The sequence below is a fragment of the Mesoflavibacter profundi genome (genome assembly GCF_014764305.1).
GTDB lineage: Bacteria > Bacteroidota > Bacteroidia > Flavobacteriales > Flavobacteriaceae > Mesoflavibacter > Mesoflavibacter profundi.
In genome coordinates this window covers 2,367,681-2,380,648 of sequence record NZ_CP061703.1, presented here as the reverse complement: position 1 = coordinate 2,380,648, position 12,968 = coordinate 2,367,681, and the positions used below count along the sequence as shown (strand labels likewise).

General features: G+C 29.7%; 13 protein-coding genes. 7 read left to right on the top strand and 6 right to left on the bottom strand.

The genetic code is table 11. The features are described from left to right. Positions 1-63 precede the first annotated feature (63 nt). The 4 genes from pheT (at position 64) to IFB02_RS10740 (ending at position 3,770) form a co-directional block, all read left to right on the top strand. Positions 64-2,493 (top strand): phenylalanine--tRNA ligase subunit beta, encoded by a 2,430-nt coding sequence (gene pheT, locus IFB02_RS10755; protein ID WP_191072751.1) that lies wholly within the window; start codon positions 64-66, stop codon positions 2,491-2,493. Continuing rightward, positions 2,493-2,690 carry a hypothetical protein gene (locus IFB02_RS10750; RefSeq protein ID WP_106688355.1) on the top strand — a complete coding sequence of 66 codons (198 nt, stop codon included), beginning with the start codon at positions 2,493-2,495 and terminating at the stop codon, positions 2,688-2,690. Before pheT ends, IFB02_RS10750 begins: the two co-directional genes overlap by 1 nt. 99 nt (positions 2,691-2,789) lie before the next feature. Beyond that, positions 2,790-3,503, top strand: coding sequence for a hypothetical protein (locus IFB02_RS10745; RefSeq protein ID WP_106688354.1), 714 nt, complete (start codon positions 2,790-2,792; stop codon positions 3,501-3,503). A 45-nt stretch (positions 3,504-3,548) separates the two neighbouring features. After that, the gene (locus tag IFB02_RS10740; protein WP_106688353.1) at positions 3,549-3,770 is read left to right on the top strand and encodes a putative signal transducing protein; all 222 of its coding nucleotides are present in this window, start codon (positions 3,549-3,551) and stop codon (positions 3,768-3,770) included. A 75-nt stretch (positions 3,771-3,845) separates the two neighbouring features. Here the strand turns inward: IFB02_RS10740 and IFB02_RS10735 are convergent, their stop codons facing one another. After that, a complete protein-coding gene (locus tag IFB02_RS10735) occupies positions 3,846-4,424 on the bottom strand; it encodes a fasciclin domain-containing protein (RefSeq protein ID WP_191072750.1) in 579 nt (192 codons plus the stop codon). A gap of 144 nt (positions 4,425-4,568) precedes the next feature. Beyond that, positions 4,569-6,188, bottom strand: coding sequence for an ABC-F family ATP-binding cassette domain-containing protein (locus IFB02_RS10730; protein ID WP_191072749.1), 1,620 nt, complete (start codon positions 6,186-6,188; stop codon positions 4,569-4,571). A 151-nt stretch (positions 6,189-6,339) separates the two neighbouring features. Here IFB02_RS10730 and IFB02_RS10725 point away from each other — a divergent pair, with 151 nt between their 5' ends. Further along, positions 6,340-7,767 carry a TlpA family protein disulfide reductase gene (locus IFB02_RS10725; RefSeq protein ID WP_191072748.1) on the top strand — a complete coding sequence of 476 codons (1,428 nt, stop codon included), beginning with the start codon at positions 6,340-6,342 and terminating at the stop codon, positions 7,765-7,767. 63 nt (positions 7,768-7,830) lie between these two features. Here IFB02_RS10725 and IFB02_RS10720 read toward each other — a convergent pair whose 3' ends face one another. The 4 genes from IFB02_RS10720 to IFB02_RS10705 form a co-directional block, all read right to left on the bottom strand. Then, positions 7,831-8,184 (bottom strand): heavy-metal-associated domain-containing protein, encoded by a 354-nt coding sequence (locus IFB02_RS10720; protein WP_106688349.1) that lies wholly within the window; start codon positions 8,182-8,184, stop codon positions 7,831-7,833. Between the two features lie 11 nt (positions 8,185-8,195). Further along, positions 8,196-10,433, bottom strand: a complete 2,238-nt coding sequence (locus IFB02_RS10715) for a TonB-dependent receptor (RefSeq protein WP_191072747.1) — start codon at positions 10,431-10,433, stop codon at positions 8,196-8,198. A gap of 1 nt (position 10,434) precedes the next feature. After that, on the bottom strand, positions 10,435-11,166 hold the full coding sequence (locus tag IFB02_RS10710) for a heavy metal translocating P-type ATPase (protein ID WP_191072746.1): 732 nt from the start codon (positions 11,164-11,166) through the stop codon (positions 10,435-10,437). A 66-nt stretch (positions 11,167-11,232) separates the two neighbouring features. Then, positions 11,233-11,625 (bottom strand): HYC_CC_PP family protein, encoded by a 393-nt coding sequence (locus tag IFB02_RS10705; RefSeq protein WP_223878834.1) that lies wholly within the window; start codon positions 11,623-11,625, stop codon positions 11,233-11,235. A gap of 154 nt (positions 11,626-11,779) precedes the next feature. Between IFB02_RS10705 and IFB02_RS10700 the strand changes: the two genes are divergently transcribed. Both IFB02_RS10700 and IFB02_RS10695 read left to right on the top strand, forming a co-directional pair. Then, a complete protein-coding gene (locus tag IFB02_RS10700) occupies positions 11,780-12,571 on the top strand; it encodes a DUF3108 domain-containing protein (RefSeq protein WP_106688347.1) in 792 nt (263 codons plus the stop codon). Between the two features lie 7 nt (positions 12,572-12,578). Beyond that, complete coding sequence (locus IFB02_RS10695) at positions 12,579-12,917, top strand: FUSC family protein (protein WP_191072745.1); 339 nt, start codon at positions 12,579-12,581, stop codon at positions 12,915-12,917. The last annotated feature ends 51 nt before the right edge of the window (positions 12,918-12,968 follow it).

Genomic DNA, 12,968 nt, shown 5'->3' with positions numbered 1-12,968 from the left:
TACTTAGGATTTCTATTACTACTTAGTATTATTATATTTGTGCACTTAATTAGTATATAAATAATGAAGATTTCTTACAACTGGATAAAACAGTTTATAAAAACCGATTGGTCACCAGAACAAACTAGCGAATTATTGACAGACTTAGGTCTAGAAGTAGAAGGTTTAGAACTTTATCAAAGTGTAAAAGGTGGTTTAGAAGGCGTTGTAGTTGGTGAAGTATTAACTTGCGAACAACACAGCAATGCGGATAAGTTAAAGGTAACAACTGTAAATATTGGTTTAGAACAACCTGTACAAATTGTTTGTGGCGCACCAAATGTTGCTGCAGGACAAAAGGTACCAGTTGCTACAATTGGCACTACTTTATATACTGAAGAAGGCGAAGCTTGGACTATTAAAAAAGGTAAAATAAGAGGTGAAGAATCTCACGGAATGATTTGCGCCGAAGACGAGCTTGGTTTAGGTAAATCTCATGATGGTATTATGGTTTTGCCAGAAGATACTGTTGTTGGAACACCTTGCGCCGATTTATTTGATGTAGAAAATGATCAAGTTTTTGAAATTGGTCTTACACCAAACCGTGCAGATGCTATGAGCCATTACGGTACAGCTAGAGATCTAAGAGCTGGACTTTTACAAAAAGGCATACAACTAGAATTAATTACACCAAGTGTAAGTTCTTACCATGTAGATAATCGTACATTAAAAATAGATGTAGATGTTAAAGACTACGATTTAGCTCCAAGATATTGTGGTGTAACAATTTCTGGATTAAAAGTCAACGACTCTCCAGAATGGTTACAAAACCGATTAAAAGCAATAGGTTTATCACCAATTAATAATGTTGTAGATGCAACCAACTATGTGTTACACGAGTTAGGTCAACCTTTACATGCTTTTGATGCAAGTAAAATTACAGGTCATAAAATTGAAGTTAAAACTGTTACTGCTGGTACCAAATTTACCACGTTAGATGGTATAGAACGTGAGTTACATGAAGATGATTTAATGATATGTAATGCAGAACAACCAATGTGTATCGCTGGTGTTTTTGGTGGTATTGATAGTGGCGTAACTAATCAAACTACAGCAATATTCTTAGAAAGTGCTTATTTTAATCCTGTAAGTGTACGTAAAACTGCAAAAAGACACGGACTTAATACAGATGCCTCTTTTAGATTTGAACGTGGTATCGATCCAAACATCACAGAATATGCTTTAAAACGCGCAGTTCTTTTAATCCAAGAATTAGCTGGTGGAGAAATTACTAGTGATATTGTAGATTACTATCCTAAAAAGATAGAAGACTTTCAAGTGACTTTAAGTTTTGATAAAATTAATAGACTTGTTGGTCAAAACATACCTAAAGAAGATATTAAATCTATACTTACCTCTTTAGATATTAAGATTAATAGTGTTACCGAAACTAACTTAGGACTTACAATTCCTGCTTATCGTAATGACGTAACAAGAGAAGCAGATGTTATAGAAGAAATATTAAGAGTTTACGGTTATAACAATATAGAAACTAGTACAAAATTAAATGCATCTATAGCAAACAGCTCTAGATTTGAAGATTATAAATTACAAAATATTGTAGGTAATCTATTAGCTGCTCAAGGTTGGTTTGAAATCATGTCAAACTCTTTAACCAATGCAAAATACAACGCGTTAAGTGAGCAATTAAAAGAAGACTATAATGTACAAATGTTAAACCCATTAAGTCAAGACCTTGGTGTAATGAGACAAAGTATGTTATTTTCTGGATTAGAAGCATTAAGCCACAATATTAACAGAAGACAATCTAATTTAAAGTTTTTTGAATTTGGTAAAACCTACCACGATTACAACACTAGCAGAGAAGAACACAAACACTTATCGCTTTTTGTAACAGGATTTAAAAACGAAGAAAGTTGGACAAATGCACCTCAAGAAAAAACTAACTTTTTCTATTTAAAAGGAAGCATCACTTCTATATTAACTAGATTAGGTATCTCTAGATTTCAAGAAAGCGAATCTAAAAACGATGTGTTTAGCGAAGGATTACAACTAAGCATTGGTCGTGATATGTTGGTAAATTTTGGAGTATTAAAAAGTAAAATCGCTAAGCATTTTGATATTAATCAAGACGTATTTTACGCAGATTTTAATTGGGACACAATAATTGAAGTTGCAAAACGCAATAAAATTAAATTTACACCAATTCCAAAATACCCAGAAGTAAGACGTGATTTTGCCTTACTACTTAATAATGATGTAACTTTTGAAAGCATTACTAAAATAGCTAAGAAAACAGAAAAGCAACTTTTAAAAGACATTAACCTTTTTGATGTTTACCAAGGTAAAAACTTACCAAACGGTAAGAAAAGTTACGCGGTTAGCTTTACGTTTTTAGATGAAAATAAAACACTTACAGACAAAGTTGTAGATAAAGTAATGAACAAACTTCAAAATAATTTTGAACGTGAATTAGGCGCAGAATTAAGATAATGGAAAATCAAGAAAAAAACAGATATAGCACAACATTAAACTTAGTTTTAGGAATATTTTTCCTTTTATTTGGTTGCTATAGAGTTTACAAATATTTAAATAACGAAGTAAATACTGTTAGGTTAATTTTAGGACTAGGTTTTATTGGCTACAGTATATTTATACTCTATAAATATTTTAAACATAAAAACGATTAATAAAAAAACGCCTTTTAAAAGGCGTTTTTTATTTGCAAATGTTAAATCCTTGTAATTAAGCTTAATATCAATTATTTTTATATAAAAATTGAAAAAGCTATGTTACTATCTCCTACAAACATTAAAGAGAAGCTTAAAAAGGAACAAAAAAAAGCTTTTACCACTACTGAAATTTTAGATCAAGTTAAAAGCATTTTAAACGATTATTCTAGCCAAGAAGCTTCAATTAAAAACAATTTAAAAGAATCAGAATCCATCAATGCAAATGCATTTAATTTTGAATTATTAGAAACCGAAAATATTTTTCATATTAATGCCATAAAAAACACATGTATTGATTATAGGTTAAGATTTTTAGACACCAAATATTTTAAAAGCGACTATCCGCAAGACGCTATTAATAAAATTAAAGCTTTAGAAAAAGCTCATAATACAACTATTAAAGGGTTTAAAATAATGGCTCCATCTAAATTATTTAAATTAGAAAATCCAGACGATCCATTGTTATTTGCTCCAATAGGAAATGATTACTATTATTTAATACATAAATGGGGAAACGACTTAAATCCACTAAGAAAATTAAGAGTGCTTCCATTTAAAACCTATGAAAATTTATTAGTTTTTGCATTAATAGTAAGCTTTACCTTAACGTTTTTATTCAACTCTAATTTACCAAAAGAACAATTTAATAGCTATTTCTTTTTGCTATTTCTATTTATGTTTAAATCTGTAATTGGTGTTGTTATTTTCTACGCGATATCACAAGGTAAAAATGTAAATTCTGCAATTTGGAACAATAAATACAATAAATAATCTGTTATTTTTTTTAGTATATTTAGTAGAAGCAATACTATAATTATGGAATCAGAATATGTAAAGATTTTTACGGGAGATTTTTTAACCTCACAAAGAATACAACAAGAACTAGAAGACATTGGGATTAATGCAGTAGTTAAAAATAAAGACGAATCTGCTAGATTAGCTGGTTTTGCAAATCCTGTTCCTAATGTATTAGATGTCTATGTTCACGAAAGTGAAGTACAAAAAGCACTACCAATTGTAGAAGGTGCAAAAGCATAAATAAACAAAAAGCCTCTTCAAAATAAATAGAAGAGGCTTTTCTGACTTAGTTATAAATAACACTTACACAAAATTTTAAGACTTAGGTAATAATACAGTGTCTATAACATGTATCACACCATTAGATTGGTTTACGTCTGCGATAGTTACCATTGCAGAGTTTCCGTTTTCATCGGTTACATAAACATTATCACCTTTAGTCCATGCAGTTAGTGTACCACCAGAAACAGTTTTAATCATTGCTTTACCTTTACCATCTTTTATAAGTTTAGCAATAGCTTTAGCATTCCATTTTCCTGCTACTACATGATACTTTAATATAGTTTGTAAAGTAGCTTTGTTTTCTGGCTTTACTAAAGTAGCAACTGTACCTTCTGGTAATTTATCGAAAGCTGCATTTGTTGGCGCAAATACAGTAAATGGTCCTTCACTTTGTAACACATCTACTAATTCTGCTGCTTTTACTGCTGCAACTAACGTGGTATGATCTTTAGAATTAACTGCATTTTCTACAATGTTTTTTGAAGGATACATTGCTGCTCCACCAACCATTTTAGTATCTTCTTTTTCCATGGAGTTTTGAGCAAACATTATAGATGAAGATAACATTACAGTTAAAGCTAGGATTGATTTAAATAAATTTTTCTTTTTCATAACAATTATTTTTGGTTTTCAATTTCTAATACCTACGCAATAATTATAATTGTGGTTTTATTTTCTTTTAAAAAATTTGAAATTATTGTAAAAAAAAAGCTCTTAGAACAACTAAGAGCTTCATAATATGAGTTTTAACACAAATTACACTTGATACATTTTTTCGCGTAATTCTTTAATTTTTTTGTCTTCCATATACTCATCAAAAGTAGTATATCTATCTATTACACCATTTGGAGTAAGCTCTACTACTCTATTTGCTACAGTTTGCGCAAACTCGTGATCATGTGTAGTAAATAAAACAGTGCCTTTAAAGTTTTTAAGTGAATTGTTAAATGCTGTAATACTTTCTAGGTCTAAATGGTTTGTTGGTTCGTCTAACATTAACACATTAGCTCTTGTCATCATCATTCTAGATAGCATACAACGTACTTTTTCTCCTCCAGAAAGCACATTAGATTTTTTAAGCGCTTCTTCACCAGAGAATATCATTTTACCTAAAAATCCTCTAATATGAACTTCTTCTCTTTCTTCTTCTGTTTTTGCCCATTGACGTAACCAATCTACTAAGGTTAAATCGTTTTCAAAAAACTTGCTATTATCTAATGGTAAATAAGATTGTGTTGTAGTTACGCCCCAAGAAAACTCGCCTGCATCTGGTTTTTGATTGTTATTTAAAACCTCGTAAAATGCAGTTGTAGCTCTAGAGTCTCTAGAGAATACTACTACTTTATCTCCTTTTTGTAAGTTTAAATCTATGTCTTTAAATAATAAATCACCATCTAAAGATGCTGCTAAACCTTCTACATTCAAAATTTGATCACCAGCTTCTCTTTCTCTTTCAAAAATTATAGCTGGATAACGTCTTGATGTTGGTCTAATCTCGTCTACATTTAACTTCTCTATCATCTTTTTTCTAGACGTTGCTTGCTTACTTTTTGCTACGTTAGCAGAAAAACGACGAATAAATTCTTCTAATTCTTTTTTCTTCTCTTCGGCTTTTTTGTTTTGTTGTGCACGTTGTCTTGCTGCTAATTGAGACGACTCGTACCAGAACGTATAGTTACCAGAGAAGTGATTTATTTTTCCAAAATCTATATCGCTAATATGTGTACAAACTGCATCTAAAAAGTGACGGTCGTGAGAGACTACTATTACACAGTTATCGTAATTTGCTAAGAAATTTTCTAACCAAGATATAGTTTCGTAATCCAAATCGTTGGTAGGCTCATCCATGATTAACACATCAGGATTACCAAATAATGCTTGTGCTAATAATACTCGTACTTTTTGCTTACCATCTAAATCTGCCATTAAGGTATAATGCAAATCTTCTTTTATACCAAGGTTAGATAACATAGCTGCAGCATCACTATCTGCATTCCAACCATTCATTTCTTCAAACTGTACTTGAAGCTCGCCTATTTTTTCAGCATTTTCATCTGTATAATCTGCGTAAAGCGTATCAATTTCAGTTTTAATTTTATATAAAGGTTTGTTTCCTTTTAAAACAGTATCCAACACAGTATCTTCGTCATGTTTGTTATGATTTTGTTCTAAAACAGACATACGCTTTCCTGCTTCTAAACTTACGTGTCCAGATGTTGGCTCCATCTTTCCTGATAGAATTTTTAAAAACGTAGATTTTCCTGCTCCATTAGCACCGATAATTCCGTAACAGTTTCCGTTATTAAAAGTAGTATTAACCTCATCAAACAGAACGCGTTTACCAAATTGAACCGATAAATTAGATACTGATAACATAAATTAAATTTTAAATTTTTGCAAAAGTAGAAAATTAGAAGTAAAAATCACTATATATTGTGTTATTATAAGTTTTAACAACGCCTTAACATTAAGACTGTTTTGATAAACATATTTTTGTTAGGTAAATGCATTTAGCCCTATACAGATAATGAATTGTAAACCCATACTTTTTTTAATAGCTGTTACTTGCTGCTTTTTTTCTTGTCAAGAGGAAAAAAAGGCTAATCTTAATGGTAATGCCTTTTTTGGAGGAGAAATTGTAAATCCTAATTCTCCTTACGTAGTTATCTTAAAAAACAATACAGTAGTTGATAGCCTTTATTTAGATAAAGACAATAGATTTTCTTACACCTTTAAAGATTTTGAACCTGGATTATTTCATTTTTATGATGGCAGAGAAGTACAATCTGTTTTAATCCAACCTAACGATAGTTTAATGTTTAGACTTAATACTATGGATTTTGATGAGTCTTTAGTATTTACTGGAATTGGTGAAAAGGAAAACAACTTTTTAATCGATTTATTTTTACTTAATGATAAATTACAAGATTCGGTTTTAAAAATAAGTCAGTTAGAACCAGATGAATTTGAAGAACAGCTTAACCAGATTAAACAAATTAAACAAGATAAGTTAGACGCCTTTAAAAGTAAATATCAAACCACAGCGCTTTTTGACAAACTTGCTCAAGCCAAAATTAATTATAATTATTACTACAGTAAAGAGGCGTATCCTTTTATAAATTATAGAGAAAATGAACGTCAGATTTTTGATGAATTGTCTGACGACTTTTATAGCTATAGAGACAATGTTAATTATAACGATAATGATTTAAAAGAATACAGACCTTATGTTTCTTTTTTAAGGGTTCATTTTAATAACATTGCTTTACAACAGCATTTTGAGCATTCTAAAGATAGTGAATACAACAATCAAAATATTGATTATAACATTGATAAACTTAATCTTATAGATCAAAAAGTATCTGATACTTTTACTAAAAACAAACTGCTTTATTATAATATGGTAAAGTTTATTAATGGTTCTCAAAACGATGAAGATTTTGATAAACTACTTAACCTTTTTAAACAAAAAAGCACTAATCAAGATCATATAAATAAAGCGGAAACGCTTGTTAACACATACAAACGATTAAAACCTGGTAAAACTTTACCAGAAGTCACTGTAATAGATAAGAATGATAATTTTGTGCTTTTAAATAAACTAATTAAAGACAAAAGTGTTATTTATTTTTGGGATACTTCTAAACGATCTCATTTAAGAGATGTTCATTTAAAAGCAAACGATTTAAAATCTAAATATCCAGAGATAGAGTTTATTGCAATTAATGTAAACGATATTAGTACAAGAGAACAATTTGATATTTTACAAAGAAACGGTTTAAAACACACAAACGAATATCACTTTAAAAAGCCAAACGAAGCATTAGATTTATTAGCTATTAGACCAATAAACAAAGTATTTTTAGTAGATAAAAATGGTGTTATAATAAATCCTAAAGGCAACTTATTTGATATAAAATTTGAAAACGAATTACTTGGTTTAATTAATCAGTAACATTTACACATCAACCAAAAAAGCCAGCATATTTGCTGGCTTTTTTACTTTATAAATTTTGAATTAATTTTTGTGTGCTTCGTGTACATGCGGATCACGATACTTACAACAAGCATTTACCTTATTATAGGCTTCGTTTGTTGCTTTAATTGCTTTTGTATCATGTCCTGCAGCTGCAATATTTTTTTGAATGCTATCTATATTTGTTTTACGTTCGTCAAAAATTAATTTAAGCTCATGTGTTTGTACATCCCAATTAGCACTTTTAACGCCTTTTGTTTGATAAGACGCTTTTTCTATTCGTGCTTTACACATACCACAAACACCATCTACTTCTAAAGTAGCTTTTTTGTTTTTGTCTTGAGCAAATACAGTAGTAGTTACTGTCATTAATAAAATAATTACTAGTTTTTTCATCTTTATATTTTTTAGTTTAATTTAAATCTTAATCCAGTATAATACATACTTCCAAAAATTGGGCCATATACAAAATTAGTATCAAAATTTGGTCCAAAAGGATTATCTGCGCTTAGTATTGGATTACTTTGTTTGTTATTTGTAATATTTTCTCCTCCTAAATATACTTCAAATTTATCTGAAAATACTTTAGTGATTTGAGCGTTTAAAGTCGCTACAGTTGGAGTAAAATCTCCTAATTGATATTGCGAAGGATTATTTATTGTTGAAGAAAACCTTTGTTTACCTAACCAGTTATATGTAGCATCAAACTTCCATTGGCTGTTATTTTTTATTTCGGTTTCGTAAGCTGCATTTACAAAAACTCTGTGTTTAGGCGTTAATGGCTTAGATAGTTTACCTGTTAAATACTGTGTTTTTACATCATAATACTTATAGGCTGTTCTTAAGTCAAAGTTTTTAAACGCTTCGTAATTTACTTCTACTTGAAAACTATTTGCATAACTATCGCCTTCTAAATTATAAAAATTTACTTGTTGTGCATTTTCTAAATCTACAACAACTTGATTTTTAAAGTCTGTTCTATAAAAATCGAAAGTGATGTCTGACTTGTTTCCAAATAAATTAAACCCTTGTAAATAAGACACGCCATAATTCCAAGCAATTTCTGGATCTAAACCATAAATAGTTCCGTTTGTATTTAAAATTGAAAACTGTCTTGAAGAGGCAAATAAGTTTTGGTTTTCGGCAAAAATATTCGCACTTCGTTTTCCGCGACCAATCGAAGCTCTAAACGCCGATTTTCCCCAAGGAGAGTATCGTAAATGTAGTCTTGGTGTGACAAATTCACCTAATAAATTATGCGTATCAAAACGTAATCCAGCGGTAAGATTAAACTTTTTTAAGTTATCAAAAGAGTATTCAAAAAAACCACCAAAAGAGCGTTCTACTCTATCAAAATCTGTGTTTAATGCAAACTCGTCATAGTTATCATAAGTAAAATTAACTCCTGTTTTTATTTTGTGTCTAGAATCACTAATAATAGAATTATAAATTACATTAGAGTACACACTTGTATGCTCTATATTGTATTGGTTTAACCCAAAATAAGAGTCTTGTTTATGATTACTTAACGCCATTTGTACGCCAACACTTTGCCAAGGTATATCAGGATTAACGTAACCAAATTTAGTAGATAACTCGTAACGCTTAGTATCTATTTCGCTTCCCCAAAAATTAGTAGTTAATTTATCGGTATCTGGATTAAAATTTAATTGACCTGACTGTTTAGTATCGTCTAAATATTTAAGATTTAGAAAAGTAACAATACCTTTTTCTGGATTAGTGTATTGCCAACGATTCATCACGTTAATTTGATTAAACTTTGGCATATCTAAAAAGCCATCATTATTACGATCATGATCTTCTTGATGCGTATTACCATGCAGATAAACACCAGTACTTATATATTTAGAAACTTTTGTATTAAAATGAGTATTAAGTTCTAATCTCTCGTTTGACGCTGCATAAGCATTAACAAAAAGTTTATGATCTGTTGTAGGCTTTTGTAGTTCGGCATTAATTTGTCCAGATATACTCTCGTAACCATTAACAACGCTTCCTGCTCCTTTTGTAATTTGGATACTTTCTACCCATGTTCCTGGTATAAAACTTAATCCGTAAGCTTGTGATGCGCCTCTTACTGACGGAATATTTTCGGTAGCAATTAAAATATATGGACTAGATAAGCCTAACATTTTGATCTGTTTTGTACCTGTTACAGCATCACTAAAATTAACATCTATAGATGGATTAGTTTCAAAACTTTCAGATAGATTACAACAAGCAGCTTTTAACAGCTCGTCACTACTTACATATTGTATGTTTTGCGTTTGAAGATAGGATCTTGTTGTTCCTTTTACTTCAGATTGTATAACTACTTCATCTAAGTCTGTAGTTGGTTGTAACCAATGTTTAATTTGTTTTTGGTTTTGTATAGTTACCGTATCTGTTTTAAATCCTACATAACTTATTACTAACTTATTAGTTGTAGCATTAAATGGTAAACTAAAACTACCATCAAATTGTGTAGATGTACCAACTGTTGTATTTAACCAAACTAAATTTGCGCCTGGTAATGGATTTTGGTCTTGGTTTTCGTTTGCTTCATACACATAACCTGTAAGTTGGTCTTGTGCAAAAATGGTTAATGGTAAAAAGCAAATTAGAAGTATAATTAACTTTTTCATATTATCCATAAATTTTAATTAACATGACAATAGCCATAACTATCATTATAGAGTTTTCTATAAAAGTAGCTTTGGTCATTGGTAATTTTAAAGCTGTTCCTAGACAAGCACATTGGATTGTTTTTTTATCTAATAAAGATTTTGTAACTCCAATTGTTGTTATTCCTAAAATAACAAGTGTAATTAGTAATGCTAATGGTATTTGAATACGCATTAAAAATAAAAGTCCAAGCGCTAATTCTATAAATGGATAAATCCAACCATAAGCAGGAATTGCTTTAGCTAACGGATCGTACATTTTAAAACTTTCTGGAAATCCTTTTAAATCTAAAAACTTAAAAAAGCTAAAAACAATGTAAAATAATCCCATAAAATCTAACATAAAGTTTGAAAGATTAAAGGGTTTAAAATTTAATAAAAATGAAGCCGCAATAATATATCCAAATATTAAAAAAAGTGGAAACAATTGTTTTACCAACGGTTTTTCTTCTTCTAAAGAAGTTGCACTAGCAAATACATTTTTAGTTTGCGTCTTTGCTTGAATTGTGTATTTACTTGATAATGCGTCTTGTAGTTGTTGTGTTGAAATATGTTTAGACATGGTTAAAGTAGCTTCGGCGTTTTCTAAATCTACCGAAACATTTATAACATGATCTATTGCTTGTAAAGCTTTTTCAACAGAAGCCTTACAACCATTACAGGTCATTCCTGTAACTGTATATGTATGTGTCATGAATGTTAAATTTGATTATACGATTATTAATTTCCGCGTAAGCGAAATAACTTAAAAACCTATAAATCAAATGATATAAACATCGTGAAGTACCTGCAAATCTACAACGAGCTTTGGTGGCGAATAATATTGATGCGGAATATTTTGCTTTGGTAAGCATACTGCTTGAGAAATATAAGCATACAAATATGCTGTAAATACAAACTGCGTATTAAAGTCTAAATCATCTAATGTGTTAACTTTTAATTGATCTTGACCTTTAACAACTTCTACATCATCTTTACAACAAGAATCTGCTACAACTTCTGTATCGTAACATCTTATAACTTCTGTAAAGATTGCTGTATCTACCAATTTATTGCCACAATAATGTTTTTCAACAGTAAAAGAAAATGTTGAAAACAGCACTAAAAATGCCATTAAAATTGAAAAAATACTATGCATGATTTTTGTTCTCACCTTGCAAAATTATAAAATAATCTTATTAAGAATTCGTTTTATAGCTGATTTAACATTTCATTAAATTATTATAAAGTAATTTTCGGCACAATTAATGTTAAGTTTTATATTTGAAATTTAATATTAGACTCTATTAAAAATTAAACATCATATAATGAAACACATACTAACTGCTATTTGTTCTTTATTACTTGTAACTAGTACAATAGGACAAAATAATAATGCTTTTAAAGCAGGTGAAAAATTAACGTTTTCTGCGTCATACAATATGTCTGGAATCTTAACAGATATTGCTGAAGTAAAAATGGAAACTAGTGCTGTAAACACTAATGGTACAACGCTTTATAGATTAAAATGTAGCGCAGCAACCTACTCCAACTTTGATAGCTTTTTTAAAATTAGAGATCTTTATGAAAGTTATGTAAACCCTAAAACAGTTGCGCCATACTTATACCAAAGAGATATTAGTGAAGGTGGTTATTATAAATTTGTAAAGTATAAGTACAATTACAAAACTAACTCTGTAAAAAGTTTAATTAGAAAGAAAACTAAAGCTAATGCTTCTGGGTTTTGGGATCAAAATAAAAATGTAAAAATTAATTCTGGTACAAGAGATATAGTATCTACAATATATAAACTAAGAACTTTAGATATTCACAAAGCGCCAACTGGAGCTAGCGATACATTTACTGTGCTGTTTGATAATAAAGAAACCAAATGCAGATTTACATTATTAGGTAAAGAAACTATTAATACAGCAATTGGTAAAAAAGAATGTTATAAAATAGCCATTAGCGTTGTAAACAGTGATGTTTTAAAAGGTAGTAACAACAACATACTTTGGCTTACTGCAGACGAAAACAAAATACCTGTTTATGCAAAATTTAAAATTGCAGTTGGAAGTGGCGAATTAAAAATAAAATCTGCAACTGGATTAAAAAACTAACTAAACTATGAGAAAAGCAACCTTAATTTTGGCCTTAATTTGCTCGGTTTTTGCAATAATTTTAGCCATTTTACCATTATATAAATTAGCCTTTATTCCAGCAATTTTAGCCTTTGTGTTTGGAATAATTTCCTTCATAAAATCTAGAAAAGACAATCAATCAACGCATGTTATCCAAGTAGCGTTTTTATTAGTAATTATCACATTAGCATTATCTACTTACAAAACTTTATTTACCGTTCAAGAAATTGGTGATGTAGAAGAATTAGAGCAAAGAGATAAAGAAAACGAAGAAAAAGCGTTAGAAGAACTTGAAGATTTAGACTTAGATATTAGTATAGAATAAGATACACTTTTTAGAATGTAAGAAAAATAGGGCGCAAACCCTATTTTTTTT